This window comes from Roseibium sp., from assembly GCF_050301095.1.
GTDB lineage: Bacteria > Pseudomonadota > Alphaproteobacteria > Rhizobiales > Stappiaceae > Roseibium.
In genome coordinates, this window is record NZ_JBNKYW010000042.1 from 1 (window position 1) to 22,051 (window position 22,051).

The 22,051-nt window shown below is 61.8% G+C and carries 20 protein-coding genes; 10 read left to right on the forward strand and 10 right to left on the reverse strand.

Annotated features, from left to right (window positions below):
* The 7 genes from ACQY7U_RS03360 to ACQY7U_RS03390 all read right to left on the reverse strand — a co-directional run.
* Positions 1-833: branched-chain amino acid ABC transporter permease (locus ACQY7U_RS03360; protein ID WP_428641953.1), on the reverse strand; the 833-nt coding region annotated here is incomplete at its 3' end.
* A 191-nt stretch (positions 834-1,024) separates the two neighbouring features.
* The gene (locus ACQY7U_RS03365) at positions 1,025-2,053 is read right to left on the reverse strand and encodes a branched-chain amino acid ABC transporter permease (protein WP_428641955.1); all 1,029 of its coding nucleotides are present in this window, start codon (positions 2,051-2,053) and stop codon (positions 1,025-1,027) included.
* Positions 2,050-2,775 (reverse strand): ABC transporter ATP-binding protein, encoded by a 726-nt coding sequence (locus ACQY7U_RS03370; RefSeq protein WP_428641957.1) that lies wholly within the window; start codon positions 2,773-2,775, stop codon positions 2,050-2,052. Before ACQY7U_RS03370 ends, ACQY7U_RS03365 begins: the two co-directional genes overlap by 4 nt.
* Complete coding sequence (locus ACQY7U_RS03375) at positions 2,775-3,557, reverse strand: ABC transporter ATP-binding protein (protein ID WP_428641959.1); 783 nt, start codon at positions 3,555-3,557, stop codon at positions 2,775-2,777. Before ACQY7U_RS03375 ends, ACQY7U_RS03370 begins: the two co-directional genes overlap by 1 nt.
* Positions 3,558-3,734: 177 nt before the next feature.
* A complete protein-coding gene (locus ACQY7U_RS03380) occupies positions 3,735-4,901 on the reverse strand; it encodes a substrate-binding domain-containing protein (RefSeq protein WP_428641991.1) in 1,167 nt (388 codons plus the stop codon).
* A 681-nt stretch (positions 4,902-5,582) separates the two neighbouring features.
* Positions 5,583-6,644, reverse strand: a complete 1,062-nt coding sequence (locus ACQY7U_RS03385) for an ABC transporter ATP-binding protein (protein ID WP_428641961.1) — start codon at positions 6,642-6,644, stop codon at positions 5,583-5,585.
* A gap of 25 nt (positions 6,645-6,669) precedes the next feature.
* Entirely contained in the window at positions 6,670-7,449 is a 780-nt protein-coding gene (locus ACQY7U_RS03390) for an IclR family transcriptional regulator (protein WP_428641963.1), read from the reverse strand.
* A gap of 118 nt (positions 7,450-7,567) precedes the next feature.
* Between ACQY7U_RS03390 and ACQY7U_RS03395 the strand changes: the two genes are divergently transcribed.
* The 8 genes from ACQY7U_RS03395 (at position 7,568) to ACQY7U_RS03430 (ending at position 16,359) form a co-directional block, all read left to right on the forward strand.
* Positions 7,568-8,827 carry an ABC transporter substrate-binding protein gene (locus ACQY7U_RS03395; protein WP_428641965.1) on the forward strand — a complete coding sequence of 420 codons (1,260 nt, stop codon included), beginning with the start codon at positions 7,568-7,570 and terminating at the stop codon, positions 8,825-8,827.
* Between the two features lie 105 nt (positions 8,828-8,932).
* Positions 8,933-9,850 carry a carbohydrate ABC transporter permease gene (locus ACQY7U_RS03400; protein ID WP_428641966.1) on the forward strand — a complete coding sequence of 306 codons (918 nt, stop codon included), beginning with the start codon at positions 8,933-8,935 and terminating at the stop codon, positions 9,848-9,850.
* A gap of 1 nt (position 9,851) precedes the next feature.
* Positions 9,852-10,700: a carbohydrate ABC transporter permease gene (locus ACQY7U_RS03405; protein WP_428641968.1), complete on the forward strand. Its 849-nt coding sequence runs from the start codon at positions 9,852-9,854 to the stop codon at positions 10,698-10,700.
* A gap of 306 nt (positions 10,701-11,006) precedes the next feature.
* Positions 11,007-11,771, forward strand: a complete 765-nt coding sequence (locus ACQY7U_RS03410) for an SDR family NAD(P)-dependent oxidoreductase (protein ID WP_428641970.1) — start codon at positions 11,007-11,009, stop codon at positions 11,769-11,771.
* Positions 11,768-12,688 (forward strand): 2-dehydro-3-deoxygalactonokinase, encoded by a 921-nt coding sequence (locus ACQY7U_RS03415; RefSeq protein ID WP_428641973.1) that lies wholly within the window; start codon positions 11,768-11,770, stop codon positions 12,686-12,688. Before ACQY7U_RS03410 ends, ACQY7U_RS03415 begins: the two co-directional genes overlap by 4 nt.
* Positions 12,685-13,308, forward strand: a complete 624-nt coding sequence (locus ACQY7U_RS03420; RefSeq protein WP_428641975.1) for a 2-dehydro-3-deoxy-6-phosphogalactonate aldolase — start codon at positions 12,685-12,687, stop codon at positions 13,306-13,308. The genes ACQY7U_RS03415 and ACQY7U_RS03420 overlap by 4 nt, the downstream gene beginning before the upstream one ends.
* On the forward strand, positions 13,305-14,144 hold the full coding sequence (locus ACQY7U_RS03425) for an SMP-30/gluconolactonase/LRE family protein (RefSeq protein WP_428641978.1): 840 nt from the start codon (positions 13,305-13,307) through the stop codon (positions 14,142-14,144). The genes ACQY7U_RS03420 and ACQY7U_RS03425 overlap by 4 nt, the downstream gene beginning before the upstream one ends.
* Before the next feature lie 313 nt (positions 14,145-14,457).
* Positions 14,458-16,359: a beta-galactosidase gene (locus tag ACQY7U_RS03430; protein ID WP_428641979.1), complete on the forward strand. Its 1,902-nt coding sequence runs from the start codon at positions 14,458-14,460 to the stop codon at positions 16,357-16,359.
* A gap of 197 nt (positions 16,360-16,556) precedes the next feature.
* On the opposite strand, the gene ACQY7U_RS03435 is transcribed toward ACQY7U_RS03430, so the two are convergent.
* The 3 genes from ACQY7U_RS03435 to iolG form a co-directional block, all read right to left on the reverse strand.
* Entirely contained in the window at positions 16,557-17,228 is a 672-nt protein-coding gene (locus ACQY7U_RS03435; RefSeq protein WP_428641981.1) for a DsbA family oxidoreductase, read from the reverse strand.
* A 183-nt stretch (positions 17,229-17,411) separates the two neighbouring features.
* On the reverse strand, positions 17,412-18,536 hold the full coding sequence (locus ACQY7U_RS03440) for a Gfo/Idh/MocA family protein (RefSeq protein WP_428641983.1): 1,125 nt from the start codon (positions 18,534-18,536) through the stop codon (positions 17,412-17,414).
* Between the two features lie 174 nt (positions 18,537-18,710).
* Positions 18,711-19,709, reverse strand: coding sequence for an inositol 2-dehydrogenase (gene iolG, locus ACQY7U_RS03445; protein WP_428641985.1), 999 nt, complete (start codon positions 19,707-19,709; stop codon positions 18,711-18,713).
* Between the two features lie 117 nt (positions 19,710-19,826).
* On the opposite strand from iolG, the gene ACQY7U_RS03450 reads away from it, so the two are divergent.
* Together ACQY7U_RS03450 and ACQY7U_RS03455 are read left to right on the forward strand one after the other, a co-directional pair.
* A complete protein-coding gene (locus ACQY7U_RS03450) occupies positions 19,827-20,681 on the forward strand; it encodes a MurR/RpiR family transcriptional regulator (RefSeq protein ID WP_428641987.1) in 855 nt (284 codons plus the stop codon).
* A gap of 140 nt (positions 20,682-20,821) precedes the next feature.
* On the forward strand, positions 20,822-21,763 hold the full coding sequence (locus tag ACQY7U_RS03455) for a sugar ABC transporter substrate-binding protein (protein WP_428641989.1): 942 nt from the start codon (positions 20,822-20,824) through the stop codon (positions 21,761-21,763).
* Positions 21,764-22,051 lie beyond the last annotated feature (288 nt).

Sequence of the window (22,051 nt, forward strand, 5' to 3'; positions counted from 1 at the left end):
CCGCCGATCACCACCATCAGCAGGATATCGATCATGATCTCCATGGAGAGCGTCGTGGCGGGCCCGGTGTAGCGCAGCCAGATGGCCAGAAGCGATCCCGCCAGTGCCGCCATGACGGCGGAGAGCACGGTGGCGGCCGTCCGGTACCAGACCACGCGATAGCCGATGGCTTCCGCCCGGAAGGCGTTGTCGCGCACCGCCTTCAGCGTGCGCCCGAACGGTGAATTGACGATCCGGAGCATGACCAGGAACAAAATCGCGGAGGCGAAGAACACCAGGTAATAAGCAAGCAGCTTGCCGTTGATCGAGACGCCGAAGACCTTCGCTTTGATCAGCTTGAAGGCAGGGGTCAGCTCGCGCGGGATCTTGTAGTTGAGCCCGTCCTCGCCGCCGGTCAGCCAGGACATCTGCGAGATCAGGACCGCGAAGGCACTGGCTACCGCCAGCGTCACCATGGCGAAGAAGATCGCCTTCACGCGCAGGGAAAAGAGGCCAATGGCAAGGGCGAAGAGCGCAGCCACGAGTGCGCCTGCCGCCGTGCCCCAGATCAGCGACCAGTAGCTCGGTCCCGTCGTCGACAGCGCGAGTGCCGTACCATAGGCGCCGATGCCGAAGAACATCGTGTGGGCGAAGGAGACGATGCCCGCATAGCCAAGCAGGAGATCGTAGCTTGCCACCAGCACGATGAAGATCGAGATGCGTGCCGCCGTCTCCAGGCTCTTGGTGCCGGGAAACAGGAACGGCGCGAAGGCCAGCGATATCAGCACCAGCAAAAGCAGCGCCGTCAGCAGGCTGCTGCGGGGCGTGTCGCCGGAGAGAAGTTTAGCCCGCATTTCTCACCCTCCCTGCGGTGTGCGTTTTGTTTTGGCGCGGCAAATGCGATCCCAGATGGCGAAAAGCGTATCGGGTCATACGGTTGAGCCGCATGGATCCGCAGATGTCCGCTATAACAAAACCCTGCGGGCCGGCTGAAGCGCGCGACAGCGAGGGTGAGAAATGCGGGCTGGTCAGCATGGTCCTCTCCTCACTTCGCCTTGACGACCGGGTAAAGGCCCTGCGGCCGCCACATCAGGACCGCCACCATCAGGGCGATGGTGGATATCAGCGCGACCTTCGGCGCCAGGAAGGCGGTGTAGTTGGCCAGCAGCCCGACCAGCATCGCGCCGATAAAACAGCCCTCGACCGAACCGAGCCCGCCGATGATCACCACGATGAAGACCAGCACCATGATTTCCGAGCCCATATGGGCCGTGATCGTCTCCTGGTAGAGCCCCCACATGACCCCGCCAAGACCGGCCAGCGCGGACCCTGTCATGAAGACGATCAGGAACAGGCGTCGGATACGGTAGCCGAGCGCTTCGACCATCTCGCCGTTCTCGACCCCGGCACGAACCAGCAGGCCCACCTTTGTATTCTTCAGGATGTGGCGCATGGCCAGGAACAGGGCGAGACCGACGGCGACCGCCACAAGGCGGTATTTTTCAATCGCCGCCTCACCGATCACAAACGATCCCTGGAACGCCTCCGGACGGGAGATATGCATTTCGTCCGGGCCCCAGACCACATAGATCATCTGCTGGGCGACGATCAGGCCGCCCATGGTCACCAGGATCTGTTTCAAATGTTCGCCGTAGACCGGCATCACGATGACACGCTCGAAACCGAGGCCGAGCAGGCCGGTGACCAGCATCGCCGCCAGAATGGCGATCAGCACGGCGGCAAGGTTCAACATCACGCTCGGCGAAGCCGTCCAGCCGGCGAGCCAGGCGAGCACCGTGAAGCCGACGAAAGCCCCGACGGCGACAAAGGCGCCGTGGCCGAAATTGATGACGTCCATCAGGCCGAAGACCACCGTCAGCCCCGAGGCCATGATGAAGATCATCATGCCCATCGCAAGCCCGGCAACCGTCAGGGTGAGCCAGCTTGCCGGATTGCCGATGGCAACGAGGCCCGCGAGGCCAAGCAGGGGGACCAGCAGGATCGGAAGCTTCTGAGAAACCTGCTCTTTCAACGGAATTTTCTCGATGCGGGGTTTGATCGCCGTCTCGCTCATTGGTGCGCCTCCAGACTCAGGCCCATCAGTTTTTCCTGCAAGGCGGCGTCCCCGGCCAGCTCCGGCATGGAACCGGAATGGACGATGCGGCCATCATCCATCACGGCGACCGTATCGCCGATGCTGGAGGCCATGGCGAAATTCTGTTCCACCAGCAGGATGGTCGTGTCGGTCTCCTTCAGTTCCCGCAAGGCATCGGTCATCGCCTTGATGATCGCCGGCGCCAGTCCCTTGGTCGGCTCGTCGATCAGGATCAGGCGGCGCGGCTCGATGATTGCGCGGGCAACAGACAGCATCTGCTTCTGGCCGCCCGACAGCGTTCCGGCGGAAGACTTCCAGAAGGTTCCGATCGGCGGGAAGAGATCCCTGATCCAGGACAGGCGTTTTGCATCCACAGGACCGTTTGCACTTGCCAGGATCATATTTTCTTCCACCGTCAGGTCGGTGAAGATGCCCATGTCCTCCGGCACGAAGGCAATGCCGCGCCGGGAGATCTCGGGCGTCGTCAGCTTGGTGATGTCGTGATCGGCAAAATGGATTTCACCCCGGCTGGCGGTCCACAGCCCCATGATGGTGCGCAAGGTGGTCGTCTTGCCCGCGCCGTTGCGGCCAAGCAGAACGGTCACGCCGCCCACCGGCACGGTGAGGTCGACGCCCTGGAGAATGTGATAGGGGCCGATGTGGGTATGCACACCTTTGAGAGACAGAAGCACATCCGTCATCACGCCGCCTCCCCCGCGTTTTCCGGGCTCTTGCCGAGATAGGCTTCCTGGACGATCGGAAGCGCGATCACCTCGGCCGGTTCGCCGTCGGCCACGAGCGCGCCGTTGTGCAGAACGATGATCCGGTCAGCGAGAGACCGGATCACGTCCATCTTGTGCTCGACCAGGAGGATGGTGCGGTCCATGTCGCTTTTCAGTTTCTGGATGAGTTCGAGGATGACCGGCACCTCGTCGACACTCATGCCGGCGGTCGGCTCATCGAACATCAGCACCTGCGGCCCGAGGGCAATCATCATCGCCACCTCCAGCTTGCGCTGGTCGCCATGAGGCAAGGACGATACGGTCTGCTCGGCCTGGTCGATCAGCCGGACTTCCGACAGGACATGGTCGGCGCGTTCAAGAAGCTCGACGTGGCTTTCGGCAATCGAAAAGAGATCGAACCCCTTGCGGGCCTTGGCCTGCGCCACGAGGCGGACGTTTTCGCGCACGCTCAAAGTGGGAAACAGATTTGTGAGCTGAAAGGCCCGGCCGATACCCCGGTCGGTGCGTTCGGGCACGGACATGCGGGTGATCGTCTCGCCGTTCAAAAGAACCTTGCCTTCGGTCGCCGTCAGCTGACCGGAAATCAGGTTGAAATAGGTGGTCTTGCCGGCACCGTTCGGACCGACAATCGCGGTCAGGGTGCCCCTGTCGAAGCTGCAGGAAACATGATCGACCGCCACATGGCCGCCGAAGCGGATGGTGAGATCGCGCGTTTCCAATATGGGATGTTCCTGGGCCACGTCCTATCCTGTTGCTGGCGATCCGGTTGCTGGGTAGGTTCTCGGGCAGCTTGCACCCGGCCGGACAGAGGTCAACCGGCCGGGACAATTGTGGTTTCTACAACCACGAAGGCAGTAGAGCCACGAAGGCGATGGGGCCACGCTGGCGGGCAGGTCAGCCCGCCGCGTTTCGTCGTGTCACTGCTTGTTGCGAACCGGAATGTTCATGTCTTCGATTTTCAGTTCGCGCACCAGTTCCGGGATGCCCCATTCGACATCCGGGTCGACCTTGATCTTGAAGTGATACATGGACTGCAGTGCCTGGTGGTCTTCTGCGCGGAACATCATCTTGCCCTTGGGCGTTTCGAACTCCATGCCTTCCATGGCCGTGATCAGCTCTTCGGTGTCGGTCGAGCCCGCCTTGCGGATGGCCTCGACGATTGCAATGCCTGCCGACATGCCGCCCGCGGTGAAGAAGTCGGGCGGTGCATCGAAGCGCTTCCGGTGTTCGGCGACCAGCCAGTCGTTCACCGGGTTCTTCGGGATGTCGTAGTAGTAGTAGGTCGCGCCTTCCATGCCGGGCAGTTCCTTATAGGCCTTCATGGCTGCCAGGATGTTCCCGCCGGTGGCAATCTCGACACCGAAGCGCTCCGGCTCCATTGCCTTGATCTTGCTGATCGGGTTGCCGCCGCCGGCCCAGATCACGAACAGGAACTTGCGGCCCGGTTCGTCCTTCAGGGCATCGAAGACGCGCTGCGCGTTGGCGGTGAAGTCCTTGGTATCGGTCGGTGCGTATTCCTCGAAGACGAGCTTCGCGCCGGTGCCTTCCAAAGCTTCCTTGAAGGCGGCGACACCATCACGGCCAAAGGCGTAGTCCTGGGCGAGCGTTGCGATGGAGACGCCTTCCTGGCCGAGCGCGACCGCGTTGGAAATGGCGTCCTGCGAGGAGTTGCGCGCGGTGCGGAAAATATAACGGTTCCAGTTCTCGCCGGTGATCGAGTCGGCAACCGCCGGCTCGACGATGAGGAGCTTTTCGTATTCCTCGGCGACGGGCAGCATGGCGAGCGCCACACCGGAGGAGACCGGCCCGACGGCAATGTCGACTTCATCGTCGCCATAGGCTTCGGCGAGAGCCGCCTTGCCGATGTCCGGCTTCAGCTGGGTATCCTTTTCGATCACCACGAGCTTGCGGCCGTCAATTTCCATCGTGCCGTCGGTGGCGTATTCCAGACCCATCATCAGGCCGACATGGGACTGTTTCGCGTAGGCCTCATACGGGCCGGTCTTGCCGTAGACGTGGGCGATCTTGATATCGTCGGCCAGGGCGCCCGTTACGCCGGCAGCGGCAAAGCCGACCCCTGCCATCACCGGCAGCGCCCAGCGGAAAACGCGTTTCGTCATGAACTCTCCTCCCAATGCGCGCGAGGCCCGGCCTGGCAGATCAGGCTGCTCCCACAACCTTGCCCAGTGCCCTCAGATTGCCTGACGCTGATCCATATATGAAACCTGAATCAGTATTCATGTCAAGACGAATTGCTGAGCAAATGCGGACCGCATGCGTATACGGCTGCGGTTCATGCAGGCAGGACCAGGCAAGGACCGGTGCCGAAATCGACGCGTCCTCACCCGCCATTTGAAACATAGCGCTCTTTTGATGATGTATGATGACGGCTGGATCGATCCGGCCTCAATCGGGGACAAAGAAGCCAGAGGCGCAGACCTCAAGCCACGCCCCGTCACTCCGGACAAGCGCGGTGCAAGCTGTGCGCCGATCCGGAAACCAGCGCATCAGAGAGAGCGTAGCGAGCACTTTCTTGAGAAGAAGAGGCGCGCCAAAGGAGCGTTTCAGCTTGCTGAAAATGCCGCCCATCCCGATTCACATTTTATCTTGAGGCGCGGAGCGAAGCCTCTAACGATGGGCTGCAAATTCGAGAGCTCGCCACCCATCCTTCGAGACGGACCTGACGGCCCTCCTCAGGGTGGGGTCGTTTGTCGAAGTTCTTCAGAAATCCGAACCGCACCCTGAAACGGAAGCAGTATCCGCAACTACCGCAACCGCTGCTCCGTCTTCGCATCGAAGAACAGCGCGGAAGCAGGGTCGAAGGTGACGGCAACGGTGCCTTCGGAATGCGGGGCCTCCTCGCCCTTGGTCTCGACGATGATGCGCTCGCCGGTCGGGCAGATGAGGTAGGAATAGGCAACGCCGCCGAGCTGTTCGCACAGGTCGACCTTTGCGCCTTCATCACTCTCGGCAACGGACAGGTGCTGCGGGCGCAGGCCGACGAGAACCTTTTCGCCCTTGGCGGGCAGGGCGACGGAGGCGGGAACGTCGATGCCGCCGAAGGCCGCAATCGAGACGGCACCGTCCCCGGCCACGCCCTCGACGAAATTCATGCTCGGGCTGCCGATGAAGCCGGCGACAAACCTGTTGTCCGGGTCGGAATAAAGCTCCATCGGCGAGCCGACCTGTTCGATGTTGCCTCCGCGCAGCACCACGATCTTGTCGGCCAGCGTCATCGCCTCGACCTGATCGTGCGTCACATAGATCATGGTGGCGCCGATGTCCTTGTGGAGGCGCGCGATCTCCACGCGCATGTCGACACGCAGCTCCGCGTCGAGGTTGGAGAGCGGCTCGTCGAAGAGGAAGACTTCCGGCCCGCGCACGATGGCGCGGCCAATGGCGACACGCTGGCGCTGGCCGCCGGAAAGCGCCTTGGGCTTGCGCTTGAGATAGGGATCGAGTTTCAGGATGCGGCTGGCTTCGGCGACCTTCTCGGCAATTTCCGCCTTGGGATGGCCGTTCATCTTCAGGCCGAATCCCATGTTCTCCTCGACGCTCATATGCGGGTAGAGCGCGTAGGTCTGGAAGACCATGGCAACGCCGCGCTCGGCCGGGTCCATTTTCGTCACGTCCCGGCCGCCGATGGCGATCGTACCGGCTGTGGTTTCTTCCAGCCCGGCAATCATGCGCAGAAGCGTTGACTTGCCGCAGCCGGACGGACCGACAAAAACGCAGAACTCTCCATGTTCGATCTGAAGGTCCACCCCGTGGATGACCTGCAGATCGCCATATTGCTTGACCGCCTTGTTCAGTGTGACGCCAGACATGAATTTCAAACTCCCTGGGAAATGTTCAGGCGGGGAATTGCCAGTCCTCGACGGAGGCTGCGATTTTCGAAGCCGCCTCCTGAAGAGCCGGACGGACCTCCTCAAGGTCCTCCAGGCTTTTCCGCCGCGTGGATGTCGTGACAGACAGGGCGCCGATGGCCCGTCCCTTCGATGTCAGAATGGGGGCCGCGATGCAGATGATGCCGGGCTCGTGTTCTTCCCGGTCATAAGCCACCCCCTCGCTCCGTATGTCTTCCAGCTCCGCTTTCAGCGCGGCCTCGGTGACGAGTGTCGCGGGCGTGTACCGGTAGAAGGACTGTTTCTTCAGAATGTGATCGAGTTCGCCCGGATCCTGAAAAGCCATCATCGCCTTGCCGACACCGGTGCAGTAGGCGGGGCCGACCTTGCCGGCCTGGGAGAACATGTCGATCGGATCGGCGGCGTTGCGCTTGTCGACATAAAGCACCTGTCCGCTGTCGAGCTGGGCAAGGTGAACCGTTTCGCCGGCCACATCCGCCAGCGCACTGACAAAGGGGCGCGCGATCGGCGCAATCGAACTCTGGCGCCAGGCGGCATGGGCAAGCCGAACCAGGCGGATGCCGAGCGAATAGGTCTGCTGCTGGTCGTCATATGCCAGCATGCCCTGGCTCACCAGGGTCTGCAGCAACCGGTAAAGCGTCGCCTTGGGGTGGGAACTGCCTGCCAGCAACTCCGAAAACCGGACCGGCCTGCCGACCTCCGCCACCTTGTCGAGCACTTCCAGCGCCTTGCCGACCGTCCCGTCAGCCGTCGCCCTTTTCGTCATTCTTTCCTCCACTCGTCCGTTTCTTTCCGCCGGACCTGTTGACAACCTAACCGCTTCGCATCAAAGTATCAATATGTAAAACTCAGTTTCACATAATGGAACAAACAGGGAGGACACCATGCGTTCCATGCTCAAGACGTCCGCTGCGGCGTTTGCCATTCTGGCTGCAATTCCAGGCGGAGCATCCGCCGACGGCCTGACCGGCAATCTGAAAATCTTTCTCGACACGTCCAACCCGGCTCCAAGGGCGACGATGGAAGAGATGATCGCCCAGTTTCAGGAAAAGAACCCGGACCTGAACATCGAAACCACCGTGATCGACCGGGAAGCCTACAAGACCCAGATCCGCAACTTCCTGACCGCGAATGCGCCGGACGTTGCCACCTGGTACGCGGCGAACCGCATGCGGCCGTATGTGGAAGCGGGCCTCTTCGAAGACGTCTCGGACCTGTGGGCGGATCCGGCCATCGGCGAGAACCTGGCCTCGACCAAGGGTGCGATGACCATCGACGGCAAACAGTGGGGCGTGCCCTACACCTACTATCAGTGGGGTGTTTACTACCGCAAAGACATCTTTGACGAACTGGGTCTCTCCGAACCGGCCACCTGGGAAGAAGAAAAGGCCAACTGCCAGAAGATCATCGACGCGGGCAAGAAGTGCTACACCATCGGCACCAAGTTCCTCTGGACCGCAGGCGGCTGGTTCGACTACCTGAACATGCGCACCAACGGCTTCGACTTCCACATGGACCTTCTGACCGGCAAGGCCTCCTGGGAGTCCGACGAAGTCAGGAAAACCTTCGCCAACTGGCGTGAACTCATCGACATGGGCGCCTTCATCGACAACCACCAGACCTACAGCTGGCAGGAAGCCCTGCCCTTCATGGTCAAGGGCGATGCGGCAGCCTACCTCATGGGTAACTTCGCGGTCGCGCCGTTGCGCGAAGCCGGGCTCACCGACGACCAGCTCGATTTCTATCAGTTCGTCGAAATCACCCCGGGCGTTGAAAAAGCCGAAGACGCACCGACCGACACGTTCCACATCCCGGCCAAGGCCGAGAACAAGGAAAACGCACGCGAATTCCTGAAGTTCGCGGTTTCCCCAGACGTTCAGACCTGGATCAACGACGGCAAGCATCTCGGCCAGCTGCCGGTAAACGCCAAGTCGTCCGTGGACCAGGACAAGTTCCTGGAGCAGGGCTTTGCCATGCTGTCCACGAACTCCCCGGGCGGGGTTGCCCAGTTCTTCGACCGCGACGCGCCGGCCGAAATGGCGAAAGTCGCCATGGAAGGCCTGCAGGAATTCATGGTCAAGCCGGATAACCTGGACAAGATCCTGACGCGTCTGGAACGCGCCCGCGCGCGCATCTACCAGTAACGCCTAGCTGAGCCCGAAACGGGCGGGGTGCCAGGCTGTTGCTTCGGCACCCCGCTCTTCGTTTCCGCTATCATCCCAGTCTCCAGACGTCCCGGAAGAGCCAAAATGGCCCAAGCGACCATCGCCGAAGTCCGCCAGAGTTCCTGGTGGCATAAAAACCAGCAGAAGCTCACCCCGTGGCTGTTCCTTGCCCCGGGCATCCTGTTTTTCCTGGTCTATGTGATCTTTCCGATCTTCCAGTCCTTCAACCTGTCCCTCTACGAGTGGGACGGATTGGGCGAGGCGCAATTTGTCGGCCTCTACAACTACGAGGAACTTTATTGGGACGATGCGTTCTACACGTCGCTGAAGAACAATGTCATCTGGCTGGCTCTCTATCTTCTGGCCATTCCGGCCGGTCTCTTCATCGCGCTGTTCCTGAACCAGACGGTCACCGGAATCCGGCTCTACAAGTCTTTGTTCTTCTTTCCCTTCGTGATCTCGCAGGTCGTGGTCGGTCTCGTCTTCACCTGGTTCTACGATCCGACCTTCGGTATCCTGAACGTCCTGCTCGGCGCCGTCGGCCTGCCGCCGCTCAACGTTCTGGGCGACGAGAACTGGGTCACCGTCGGCATTATCGTCGCTGGCCTGTGGCCGCAGACCGCCTATTGCATGATCCTATATCTGACCGGCCTTAACGCGGTGGATCCGGAGCAGATCGAGGCGGGGCGCCTTGACGGTGCCAGGGGCTGGCGCATGCTCTGGTACATCATCGTGCCTCAGCTGCGCCCGGCGACCTTCATCGCGTTTGTTGTGACCATCATCGGCGCGCTGCGCTCCTTCGACCTCATCTCCATCATGACCAACGGCGGCCCCTTCGGCGCCAGCCGGGTGCTGAGCTTCTACATGTTCGAGGTGGCGCTGTCCGAATACGGCTTCCGCATGGGCTATGGCGCGGCGATTGCCGTCATCCTGTTCCTGATCATGCTGGCCTTCATCGCCTATTTCCTCTGGTCCATGTACAAAGAAGAGAAGGTGCGCTGACATGTTCCCGACACCGATCGAACGCACCTCGCGCTCCTGGCAGATCACTTACCAGACCCTTTTGCCCCTGGCGTTGATCCTTTGGCTGCTGCCGCTGATCGCGGTCGCGATCTTTTCCGTCAAGCCGGATACGGATTTCACCAATGCCAACTACTGGGGCTGGCCGTCTTCCTTCGAGGGCTTCACCAACTACGGCATGGTCTTTACCGCTTCGGACATGCCCTGGTATCTTCTGAACTCGTTCAAGATTACCATTCCGACCGTGATCGGCGCGGTGGCGCTGTCCTGCATGACCGGCTTCGCCCTCGGGGTCTACAAGTTCAAGTCCAACATCTGGATCTTCTTCCTGTTCGTGGCCGGTAACTTCGTGCCGTTCCAGATCCTGATGGTTCCGGTGCGCGACCTCACCCTGCAGATGGGGCTCTACAACACCATCACCGGCCTGGTGCTGTTCCACATCGCCTTCCAGACCGGTTTCTGCACGCTCTTCATGCGCAACTTCATCCGCGCGCTGCCGTTCGAACTGATCGAGGCGGCCAGGGTGGAAGGCATCGCGGAATGGCGGATCTTCTGGTATGTGGTGCTGCCCCTGATGAAGCCGGCCATCGCGGCCCTCTCCGTGCTGATCTTTACCTTCATCTGGAACGACTATTTCTGGGCGGTGGTGCTGACCCAAGGGGTGGAAAGCCAGCCGGTTACCGCCGGCATCACCTCCTTCAACGCCCAGTACCGCGCCGCCTATCACCTGATGAGCGCGGGCTCCATCGTCGCGGCCCTGCCGCCGGTGGCCATGTTCTTCCTGATGCAACGCCATTTCATCGCCGGCCTGACGCTTGGAGCGGTGAAATGATCCCGGCGATGCCTCCTGAGAACGCCCGTCAGAGCGCGTCCCGCCTCCAGCGCGCACCGGGTCTGGACGCCGAAGCGCTCTTTCAGGTAATACGTAGAGATCAAGGCAATGACCCCGAACTTTGCCGCGGCGGCTCCTTCCGTAAGACAACAATCCTCGAGATCATCGGACGTCTTCCGATCTCCCTGGACTTCATGTTGCCTGACGGCCTCGGGAGACGACCGCTGGTCTTGAGGGCGACATGCTGAGGAACGTAACTCAAGCGGGCTTTGCGGGTGAGGCCGCCTGACGAAATAAGGAACTGAAATGTACGCTCAATTTCCGGATCTCAGGGACACTTCGGTCTTCATCACCGGGGGCGGTTCGGGTATCGGCGCGGCACTGACCGACGGCTTCCTGGGCCAGGGCGCGAAGGTCGCCTTCGTGCAGCGCTCCGATGCAACACCGTTCTGTGACGAGATGGAACAGAAGCACGGACGGCGGCCGCTGTTCCTGCCCTGCGACATCACGGACATGACCGCCCTCAAGGACGCGATAAAGCAGGCGGGCGAGCAAAACGGTACCATCACCGTGCTCGTCAACAACGCGGCCAATGACCAGCGGCACAAGACCGAGGAGGTCGACGAGGCCTTCTGGGACTGGTCCATCGCAATCAACCTGAAGGCCTATTTCTTCGCCTGCCAGCAGGTGGTGGCCGGCATGCGCGCGGCCGGTGGCGGATCGATCGTCAACTTCTCGTCGATCTCCTACATGATGGGCAATGCGGGCTACGCGATCTACACCACCGCCAATTCCGGCATCAACGGCATGACGCGGAGTCTTGCGCGGGAATTCGGCCCGGACCGCATCCGGGTCAACGCGATTGCGCCGGGCTGGGTCCTGACGCAAAAGCAGAAGGACATGTGGGTAACCCCGGACGGGCTTGCCGCCCACATCGACCGGCAATGCCTGAAGGAGGAACTCCAGCCGGAGGACATGGTCGACCCGGTGCTGTTCCTGGCCTCCAAGGCGAGCAAGGCCATGACGGGACAGGCAATGGTCGTGGACGGCGGGGTCGTGGTAACGGGATGACCAGCAAAGCAAAAGCCGCCTGGATCGCCGCCGACTGGGGCACGACCAACCTGCGCATCTGGGCTCAAGGCCCGGACGGCACAACCATCCGGCACCGCAGTTCCGACAAGGGCATGGGCAAGCTCGCGCCCAGGGACTTCGAGCCCGCGCTTCTGGAGCTGGCCGAAGATGTTCTTGATGCGGATCGCAAGACGACTGTCATCGTCTGCGGCATGGCCGGATCCAGGCAAGGCTGGACGGAAGCCCCCTATATCGAGACGCCTTGCGCCCCTCCCGGCATCGACGAGGCGACAACGGTTCAGGTCGAGGATCCGCGGCTTGATGTGCGCATCCTGCCCGGCATCAAGCAGCTCGACCCGGCCGATGTCATGCGCGGCGAAGAAACCCAGATTGCCGGTTTCCTGGCGGACAATTCCGGCTACACCGGCACGCTTTGCCTGCCCGGCACCCATACCAAATGGGTCGCGCTGGATAACGGGCGCATCGAACGCTTCCGGACCTGCATGACCGGAGAAACCTTCGCGCTCTTTGCCAATCATTCCGTCCTGAGGCATGGGTTGTCGGAAAAAGCTCTCGACGACAAGGCCTTCCGGGATGCCGTGGCACGCATCTACGCGTGCCCTCAGTCCCTGTCTGCCGATCTCTTCGGCATAAGGGCGGCCGGGCTCGTGGCCGGCCTGTCACCGGAAGCCGCCCGCGGCCGCCTGTCCGGCATTCTGATCGGCTCCGAGCTTGCCGCCGTGCGGGAAGTGTTCGACCTTTCCGATGTCGCCCTGCTCGGCAGCGACGGTATCGCCAGGGCCTATGGAACGGCTCTCGGCTGCATCGGCGGTTCCGCACGGCTGCTGGACGCGGAAACTATCACCCTGAGAGGGCTTGCCCTCGCCTACTCCTCCTACCTGAAAGTAAGTGCATGAGCAGGAACCTGATCGCGATCCTGCGGGGCCTGACCCCGGTCGAAGCGCTGCCCGTGACCGAAAACCTGATCGAGGCGGGGATCACACGCATCGAGGTTCCGCTGAATTCACCCGAGCCGCTGAAGAGTATCGAGGCGATGGCGAGGACCTTCTCCGCCCGGGCCGAAATCGGTGCCGGCACGGTGCTGGAGCCCGGTCAGGTTCTGGACGTGAAAGCCGCCGGCGGCACGCTGATCGTCTCGCCGGACTGCAATCCGGAGGTCATCCGGGCAACAAAGGCCGAAGGCCTCAACTCGTTTCCGGGCGTCATGACGCCGAGCGAATGTTTCACCGCCCTTCGCAACGGCGCGGACGGGCTCAAGTTCTTCCCCGCCTCGCTGATCGGCCCAGACGGGCTCAAGGCCATGCTGGCGGTCCTGCCGAAGGGAACCGCGACCTACGCGGTCGGTGGTGCGGGAGCGGACAATTTTGCCGACTGGATCAAGGCGGGGGCGGCCGGTTTCGGCATCGGCACGGCGCTCTTCAAACCGGGCTTTACCGTCGCCGAGGTCCGGGAACGCGCGGACAGGATCGTTGCCGCCTACGACAGGGCGGTCGCAGTGAACGGACAAGGCTCATGAGTACAATTTTCGATGAACGCCAATGCCTTCTCGGCGAAGGTCCCCTGTGGCATCCCGAACGGCAGCAGCTTTTCTGGTTCGACATTCTGAACAAACGGCTGCTCAGCCGGGAAAACGGCACGCCGAAAACCTGGCAGTTCGACGAATATGTCTCGGCTGCCGGCTGGGTCACGAGAAACGAGCTGCTGGTCGCCAGCGCCAGCAAGCTGTTCCTGTTCGACCTGGAATCGGAGATTTCGAAAAAGCTCTGCGATCTGGAGGCGGACAATCCGGTGACCCGCTCCAATGACGGGCGCGCCGACCCGAAAGGTGGCTTCTGGATCGGTACCATGGGCATCAATCTGGAACATGGTGCCGGCTCGATCTACCGCTATTTCAAGGGCGAGTTGCGCAAGCTCTATGGCGACATCACCTGCTCCAACGCGATCTGTTTCGCACCGGACGGAAACACGGCCTATTTCTGCGACACGAAAACCCGGATGATCCGGAAAGTGGCGCTTGATGACAACGGCTGGCCGGCCGGTGCTCCGGAGACATTCGTGGACCTTTCGCCTGAAGACCTCAAACCGGACGGCGCCGTGGTCGACAGCGAAGGCTATCTCTGGAACGCCCAGTGGGGCGCCAGCCGGGTCGCCCGCTACGCGCCGGACGGCTCCTTCGTTGAAGCGGTTTCATTCCCGGCCAGCCAGACGTCCTGCCCCGCCTTTGGCGGTGCCGACCTTAACACCCTGTTCGTGACCACCGCCTCCGAAGGCCTGACGGGTCCGGAAGAAGGCAAGACGTTCTTCGCGCAGGTTTCCGCACGCGGACAGAGCGAGCACAGGGTGGTGCTGTAGGGAAGCGTGACCTGTGATTTAAAGATCAAGACCAACAGAGCTGCGACGGCACGAACCAACTGAACTTGTCGTCCCTGCGCCCGCTTTCGTTGGCATAAACTCCGGCAGGGATCCGGTAACCTGTTGAACTGGATTTGTGTTCCAGGCCAGCCCTCCAGTCTACGGGTTCCCGGTCTTCGTGCTGCGCGTCAAACCGGGATGACAAACGGGAAGGTCAGAAGATATTGCGAAGTCGCAGCATCGAATTTTTTCAATAGACCGATCGGAGGGTTTGGCGCCTCCGAACCCATCTGAACACACTCGTGAGCCCCCCATGAAACGCACCCTCGGCACCTGCTACTACCCCGAACACTGGCCGGAAGAGATCTGGGAGGCCGATGCCCGCCGCATGGCCGAGACCGGACTGACCTGGGTTCGGATCGGCGAGTTTGCCTGGTCGCGGCTGGAGCCCGCCCCGGGGGACCTCCACTTCGAGTGGCTGGACAGGGCGATCGAAACGCTCGGTGCGGCAGGCCTCAAGGTCGTGCTCGGCACCCCGACGGCAACGCCGCCGCGCTGGATGATCGACAAGCATCCGGACATGCTTGCGGTCGACGCCGACGGCCGGCCCCGGAAATTCGGCTCGCGCCGCCACTATTGTTTTTCACACGAAGGCTATGGCAAGGAGAGCGACCGGATCGTCCGCCTGCTTGCCGAACGCTACGGCCGCAATCCTCATGTCGCCGCCTGGCAGACGGACAACGAATACGGCTGCCACGACACGACTCTCTCCTATTCGGCGGCGGCCGAAGCAGCCTTCCGGATCTGGCTGGAGGCGCGCTACGGCACCATCGAGGCGCTCAACCGCGCCTGGGGCAATGTCTTCTGGTCGATGGACTATTCGTCCTTTCAGGAGGTCGACCTGCCGAACCTGACGGTGACCGAGGCCAACCCCTCGCACAGCCTTGCCTTCCGCCGGTTCTCCTCCGATCAGGTGGTGCGCTTCAACCGCAGGCAAGTGGAGATCATCCGCGCGCATTCGGGCGCGCCGGTCAGCCATAATTTCATGGGCCGGATCACCGATTTCGATCATTTCAAGGTGGGCGACGATCTCGACATCGCCACCTGGGACAGTTATCCGCTCGGTTTTCTGGAAGACCGGGTCGGCGCAGACGAGACCCATCAGCGCACCTTCGCCCGCCAGGGCGATCCCGATTTCCAGGCCTTCCATCACGATCTCTACCGCGCCGTCGGCAAGGGCCGCTGGTGGGTGATGGAACAGCAGCCCGGACCCGTTAACTGGGCGCCCTACAACCCGGCACCGCTGCCCGGCATGATGCGGCTCTGGGCGTGGGAGGCCTATGCGCATGGCGCCGAGGCGGTCTGCTATTTCCGCTGGCGCCAGGCGCCTTTCGCCCAGGAACAGATGCACGCCGGCATGCTGCGTCCGGACAATGCCGATGCGCCTGCCCTCATCGAGGCCCGCAAGGTTGCCGAAGAGCTTGATATTGCACCGGAGGTTTCCACGCCTCAGACACCGGTCGCGCTGATCTTCGACTACGACGCGGACTTTGCCTGGTCGGTCCAGCCTCACGGCAAGGGGCTCAGCTATTTCCAGCTGGTCTTCGACACCTACAGGGCGCTGCGCAAGCTCGGCCTGTCGGTGGACATCGTCCGCGGTGAGGCCCGCGACTTTTCCGGCTACCGGATCGTTGCCGCCCCCGGTCTCATCCATATGCCGCAAGACTTGAAAACGGCCCTCGCCGAAGCGGGCACGCTGGTCGTTCTCGGCCCGCGCACGGCGGCCCGCACCGCCGACATGGTGATCCCGGTACCGCTGCCGCCGGACATACCAGGGCTGGAGGTCACCGTTGCGCGCGTTGAAAGCCTGCGGCCCGACATGCCGATACCGCTGAAAGGCGGCGGCAAATTTGTGGGCTACCGGGAAGAGCTGGACGGCGCGGCCGATGTCATGATGGAACTGGAGGACGGCGAGCCCGCCGTCTTCCGGCAGGATCACCTGACTTACGTCGGCGGCTGGGGTGACGAGACCGTCCTGAAACGCCTTTATTCGGAGCTTTGCGAAGAAGCCGGTATCGAGACCCGGGAGCTATCGGGCGGTTTGCGCTGCCGGGATACGAAGGGTGTCCGGATCTGGACCAACTACGGCGCGGAGCCTGCCGAGACACCGGCGGGCCCGATCGAGGCGGCAGGGGTTCTGTTCGAGAAGCTGTAAGGCAATCAACGCGAGGCCCATATGTTCGCGTTAATACAAACCTCATCCTGAGGAGGACCGTCAGGTCCGTCTCGAAGGATGGGCAGCACACACCTGAGCAAGCGGCCCATCCTTCGAGACGCTTGGCGCTGCCAAGCTCCTCAGGATGAGGTTTAACTGATTGCGAAGCCGGGGCTTCGTCCGTCAGGGCCTGAGGTTCAAGCCGCTTCCTTCACCAATTGCCGAATGATTTCCGCGTAGTTCTCCTCGCCCTGTGCACCGGACACCAGATGCTGGCGGTCGAAGATGACGGCGGGAACGCCGTGAATGCCGTTCTGCGTCCAGAACAGTTCCTCCTGCCGCACCACCTCTGCGTAACGGCCGTCCTCCAGAACCGCCAGGGCTTCCTCGCGGTCAAGTCCGATGGCGGCAGCGACATCCGCAAGCACGTTGCTGTCGCTGACGTCCCTGCGGTCGCGGAAATAGGCTTCGAACAGGGCCATCTTCAGCGCATGTTCCTTGCCTTGCGGCCCCGCCCAATGGATGAGCTGATGGGCCTTGAAGGTGTTGAGCATGCGCGAGTCCTCGGCAAAGCGGAACGTGAAGCCAAGCCCTGCGCCCAGCTCTGTCAGCCGGTCGCGGGCGGCCTGCGACTGCTCCGCTGTCGAGCCGTATTTCTTCATGATGTGCTCGCGCAGGTTTTCGCCTTCCGGTGCCATGTCCGGGTTGAGTTCGAACGGATGCCAGTTGACGGTGGCCGAAACACCGGTCTCCTCAATGGCCTTTTCCAACTGCTTGAAGCCGACGATGCACCAGGGGCAGACGACATCGGAGACGATGTCGATCCGCAGTACGTTCTCTTCGCGGGCCGCGTTTACATCAGAAGTCATGAGGTTTCCTTTTACCGTCCCTGCTCTGCCATCCGCGGCCGAGGGTTTCGTTCCCTGTCACGCATATAGGCACGGGCCAAGGACGAGAAAAGGCCGAGGTTACCGGAGAGAAACCTGTTTCTCGGCGCAAAACTCCCCATCCGCCTTACAAATGCAGCGCAGGAAGACGGTGCAGGCAGTACCCTATTTCAGCGTGACGCGACGACCGGTTTCACCCGCCTCGGCGATTGCGTGAATGACCGCCTCGAAATGCAGCGCCTCCTTGAAGGAAGGCACGGCCTCGCGTCCCTCGGCAATTGCCTTCAGGAAGGTGTGCGCCTCGATGATCTTCAGGTCGTTGAAGCCGAGCTGGTGTCCGGCGGCGGGCACGAACTGGCCGTAGGGCGGATGGGCCGGACCGGTCAACAGGGTCTTGAAGCCCTGTTCGGAGACGGGGCCCCGGTTCTGATAAAGCCGCAGTTCGTTCATCCGCTCCTGGTCGAAGGTGATCATGCCCTCCGTGCCGTGAACCTCAAAGGCGATGTAGCTCTTGCGGCCCCAGGCACTGCGTGAGGTAGAGATGACACCATGCACGCCGTTTTCGAAGGTCAGCAGCGCGGAGGCGATGTCCTCGTTTTCCACCGGGCGCCGCTCGTCCGAGCCCTCGCCCATCGGGCGCGTTTCGTGCACGGTTCTGGTTTCGGCCATCAGGCTTTCCACCGGTCCGACCAGCGCGGTTGCGAGCGATATCAAATGACAGCCCAGATCCCCGAGCGTTCCGAGCCCCGCATCCGCCTTGGTCGCACGCCAGGTCCAGGCAAGCTCCGGATCGGCCTGATAGTCCTCGTCCACCATGCCGCGGAAATGAACAATCCGGCCGATGGCACCGTCCTCGATCAGCTTGCGGGCATGGCCGATCGCCGGATTGTGCAGGTAGTTGTAGCCGACGATGGTCCTGGCGCCGGTCTTGTCCGCCGCCGCCAGCAGAATGCGGGCATCTTCCATCGTCAGCGCCATCGGCTTTTCAAGATGGACATGCTTGCCGGCCTCAAGCGCGGCGAGCGCCATCTCCTTGTGCACCTTGTTGGGCGTGGTGATGCAGACGATATCGACCTTCGGGTCGGCGACCAGATCCATCCAGTCATCCGTTGCGCGGGCAAAACCGAACTGGTCGGCGAAGGCGGAGGCCTTGTCGCCGGGAACATCGCACAGAACTTCCAGACGCGCCTCGGGCACATCTCCGAAGACCGCCCTTGCCGACCGGTAGGCCAGCGCGTGGCACTTGCCCATGAAGCCCGTGCCGATCAATCCAATGCCGAGACTTTTCACTGCCCGGGCCTCCAAATCATTCTCTGTACAGGTGTCCCCCTGAACGACCTCATCCTGAGGAAGCGCGAAAGCGCTGTCTCGAAGGATGGGCCGCTTGGCTCAGGAGTTTGCTGCCCATCCTTCGAGGCGGACCTGAAGGTCCTCCTCAGGATGAGGTCGACAGCGGGGTGAGGCTCAAACTTCATCCACACCGACGGCGCGGCGTTCGGCCACCGACTTCAGGGCGGCTTCCGCGAGAGCGAGCGCCTTCAAACCATCCTCGCCGCTCGGCGAGGGGGCGTGGCCCGACTTGATCGCTTCGACGAATGCGGTGATCTCGGCCGCATAGGCTTCCGTGTAGCGGGTCATGAAGAAGTCGTGCAACGGCGGCTTTGCATAGCCGTCCGCGGTTGCCACCTCGATGGAGACGGCCCGCTGGTTTTCAGCGCTCACCGCCCCGAGCGACCCGTGCACCTCGATCCGCTGGTCGTAGCCGTAGGTCGCGCGGCGGGAGTTGGAGATGGAGCACTGCTTGCCGGAGGCGGTCGTCAGCACCACAGTGGCGCTGTCGTAATCGCCAAGCTTGCCGATCTCGGGATCGACCAGCACCGAGGCCGTCGCATAAACCGTCGAGATCTCTTCACCCAGAAGAAAACGCGCCATGTCGAAATCATGGATGGTCATGTCCCGGAAGATGCCGCCGGAGGAGGTGATGTAGGACGGTGGCGGCGCACCCGGATCGCGCGAGGTGATCTGCACCATCTCGACCTCGCCGATACGGCCGTCATCAATGGCCGCGCGCACTGCCCTGAAATGCGGGTCGAAACGGCGGTTGAAGCCGAGCATAAGGGTCGCGCCTTCTTCCTCGACAGTCTTCAGGCAGGCCTTGACGCGGTCGAGGGACAGGTCGATCGGTTTTTCGCAGAAGACCGCCTTGCCGGCCTTGGCGAATTTCTCGATCAGATCCGCATGGGTATCGGTCGGCGTGCAGATGATCACGGCGTCGACGTCAGACGCCCCGGCGATTTCGTCGATGGTGCCGACCCTGGCGTCATAAGCCCGGGCCAGCTGTTCGGCCGCCTCGGGAAAGGCATCGGCAACGGCAACCAGTCTGGCACCTTCGGCCGTGCCGATTGCCTTTGCATGTACTTTTCCGATACGTCCGGCCCCCAACAGGGCAACATTGACTGCCATTTCCATTTCCTCCCGGATGGCGGGGTGGCCGACCGCGAACCGGCGGCTTGCCAATTTAGAATAAAAATTCCAAAATCACTTTCGACGGAATGTGTCAAGCCGGAAAAGAAGAACACCATGAATGATGCTAACGAGAATGCAACTGCTGCGTCTCCAGCCAGTCCTGCCGCTCCCGAGAGTACCGAGGCCTTTTTCAAGCTTCTCGGCAGCAGGGTGGACCAACTCCCCAAACGGCTGAAACAATTCGCCAATTTTATTGCCGCCAACCCCGACCGGGTAGCGGTGTCGACCGTCGCCGAACTTGCCGAAGGCGCAGACGTTCAGCCGTCCGCCGTCATGCGTTTCTGCCAGGAAATGGGCTTTTCCGGCTATTCCCAGATGCAGAAATTGTTCCGCTCCGATTATTCGCAGAAATGGCCGGATTATGCCACCCGTCTCAGCAAACTTCGCGAACACGGCACAGAATCACCCTCCGCGCTCCTGGCCGAATTCGTCGAAGTCGGACGGGCGTCGCTCGAGAACCTGTTGACAACGGTCGACCCCGTCGGCCTGCAGCAGGCCGTCGATGTGCTCGCCCGGGCCGAGACCATCCATATGATCGGCTTCCGCCGCGCCTTTCCGGTCACATCCTATCTCGCCTATGCATTTGAAAAAATGGACGTTCCGGCCGTTCTCCATTCCGGCATCGCCAACATGAACATGGAACACCTGATCCGGCCCAACGACGCTGTGATCGCGGTCACCTTCGCGCCCTACTCGGAATTGACCATCGACATGGCGACGCGCGCCCGTGCCACGGGGGCGGACATCGTTGCCATCACCGATGTGGTCACGAGCCCGCTGGCCAAGCTCAAGGCCATCCAGCTGCTGGTCTCCGAACTCGATGTCGGCGCGTTCAGAGCCCTCTCCGCAAGTCTTTCCCTGGCCATCGCTTTGGCCGTTTCGGTGGGGGCCGCGCGCAACCGGACGTGACTTTTTGGAAAAAATCTGTTGCACAAAAAACAAAATAGAATTTATATTCCAAATGTGGTCCGGACCTGTCCGGCCACACACGGCTTCTGAAATCGCGGCCGGATATTCGAGGCCCGCGATCCACGTTCTGGGAGGAACTCATGAAGAAGACACTCATTGCAATGGCAGCCGCCGCCGTTGCCTTCACCGGTCTCACTGCTCCGTCTTATGCCGAGGGCGAACGCTTCGTGCTGGTCAGCCATGCACCCGACAGCGACAGCTGGTGGAACACCATCAAGAACGCCATCGCCGTTGCGGGCGGCCAGATGGGCGTTGAAGTGGAATACCGCAACCCGCCGACCGGCGACCTTGCCGACATGGCGCGCATCATCGAGCAGGCGACCGCCTCCAACCCGGACGGCATCATCGCCACCATCGCCGACTTCGACGTCCTGTCCGGACCGCTCTCCAATGCGGTCGCCAAGGGCATTCCGGTGATCACCATCAACTCCGGCACCGAGGAACAGTCCAAGCAGATCGGCGCACTGATGCATGTCGGCCAGCCGGAATATGACGCGGGCAAGGGTGCCGGTGAAAAAGCCAAAGCGGCCGGTGTCACCAGCTTCCTTTGCGTGAACCACTACATCACCAACCCGGCGTCCGTCGAACGCTGCCAGGGTTATGCCGATGCGCTCGGGGTGGAACTCGGCGGCCAGATGATCGACAGCGGTCAGGACCCGGCAGAAATCAAGTCCAAGGTCATGGCCTACCTGCAGAGCAATCCGGACACCAACGGCATCCTGACGCTCGGACCGACTTCCGCGCATCCGACCCTTGCCGCCCTCGAGGAGATGGGCAAGTCCGGCACGATCCACTTCGGCACCTTCGACCTTTCCGGTGAAATCGCCGGGGGCATCAAGTCGGACGTGATTGCGTTTGCCATCGACCAGCAGCCTTACCTGCAGGGTTACCTGCCGGTGGTCATCCTGACGAACCTTGCCCGCTACGGCGTGGTTCCGGGCAACTCCATCAACTCCGGTCCGGGTTTCGTAACCAAGGCCAACATTTCGCTGGTGGAAAAATACGCGGGCGAATACCGCTAAGGCTTCATGCATGAGCTCCGTGGCCGCCAATGCGGCCACCTGGAGAGGCGGCCTCCGCCTCTCCCCTCAAAAAACGAATTTGGCGCTCTGGTGTTGAGCGCATTTATCCGGAACAATTTCTGCGGCCGGGCCGCACGGAGCAATCCCAAAAGCGGCCGGCCCCACCGGCACGCAGGAGGAAACTTATGGCTGAAACACAAACGGCAGCCGCCCCGCAAAAGGACGAGCGCATCCGCGAGATGTCGCCCCTGCGCAAGGCGCTGATCCGCCCGGAACTGGGTGCCATCT

Excerpts from the sequence above, each read along its gene's own strand:
- ACQY7U_RS03365 (WP_428641955.1), bottom strand. The coding sequence starts at position 2,053 with ATGAGCGAGACGGCGATCAAACCCCGCATCGAGAAAATTCCGTTGAAA.
- ACQY7U_RS03370 (WP_428641957.1), bottom strand. The coding sequence starts at position 2,775 with ATGACGGATGTGCTTCTGTCTCTCAAAGGTGTGCATACCCACATCGGC.
- ACQY7U_RS03380 (WP_428641991.1), bottom strand. The coding sequence starts at position 4,901 with ATGGCAGGGGTCGGCTTTGCCGCTGCCGGCGTAACGGGCGCCCTGGCC.
- ACQY7U_RS03385 (WP_428641961.1), bottom strand. The coding sequence starts at position 6,644 with ATGTCTGGCGTCACACTGAACAAGGCGGTCAAGCAATATGGCGATCTG.
- ACQY7U_RS03390 (WP_428641963.1), bottom strand. The coding sequence starts at position 7,449 with ATGACGAAAAGGGCGACGGCTGACGGGACGGTCGGCAAGGCGCTGGAA.
- ACQY7U_RS03395 (WP_428641965.1), top strand. The coding sequence starts at position 7,568 with ATGCGTTCCATGCTCAAGACGTCCGCTGCGGCGTTTGCCATTCTGGCT.
- ACQY7U_RS03400 (WP_428641966.1), top strand. The coding sequence starts at position 8,933 with ATGGCCCAAGCGACCATCGCCGAAGTCCGCCAGAGTTCCTGGTGGCAT.
- ACQY7U_RS03405 (WP_428641968.1), top strand. The coding sequence starts at position 9,852 with ATGTTCCCGACACCGATCGAACGCACCTCGCGCTCCTGGCAGATCACT.
- ACQY7U_RS03410 (WP_428641970.1), top strand. The coding sequence starts at position 11,007 with ATGTACGCTCAATTTCCGGATCTCAGGGACACTTCGGTCTTCATCACC.
- ACQY7U_RS03415 (WP_428641973.1), top strand. The coding sequence starts at position 11,768 with ATGACCAGCAAAGCAAAAGCCGCCTGGATCGCCGCCGACTGGGGCACG.
- ACQY7U_RS03420 (WP_428641975.1), top strand. The coding sequence starts at position 12,685 with ATGAGCAGGAACCTGATCGCGATCCTGCGGGGCCTGACCCCGGTCGAA.
- ACQY7U_RS03425 (WP_428641978.1), top strand. The coding sequence starts at position 13,305 with ATGAGTACAATTTTCGATGAACGCCAATGCCTTCTCGGCGAAGGTCCC.
- ACQY7U_RS03430 (WP_428641979.1), top strand. The coding sequence starts at position 14,458 with ATGAAACGCACCCTCGGCACCTGCTACTACCCCGAACACTGGCCGGAA.
- ACQY7U_RS03435 (WP_428641981.1), bottom strand. The coding sequence starts at position 17,228 with ATGACTTCTGATGTAAACGCGGCCCGCGAAGAGAACGTACTGCGGATC.
- iolG (WP_428641985.1), bottom strand. The coding sequence starts at position 19,709 with ATGGCAGTCAATGTTGCCCTGTTGGGGGCCGGACGTATCGGAAAAGTA.
- ACQY7U_RS03450 (WP_428641987.1), top strand. The coding sequence starts at position 19,827 with ATGAATGATGCTAACGAGAATGCAACTGCTGCGTCTCCAGCCAGTCCT.
- ACQY7U_RS03455 (WP_428641989.1), top strand. The coding sequence starts at position 20,822 with ATGAAGAAGACACTCATTGCAATGGCAGCCGCCGCCGTTGCCTTCACC.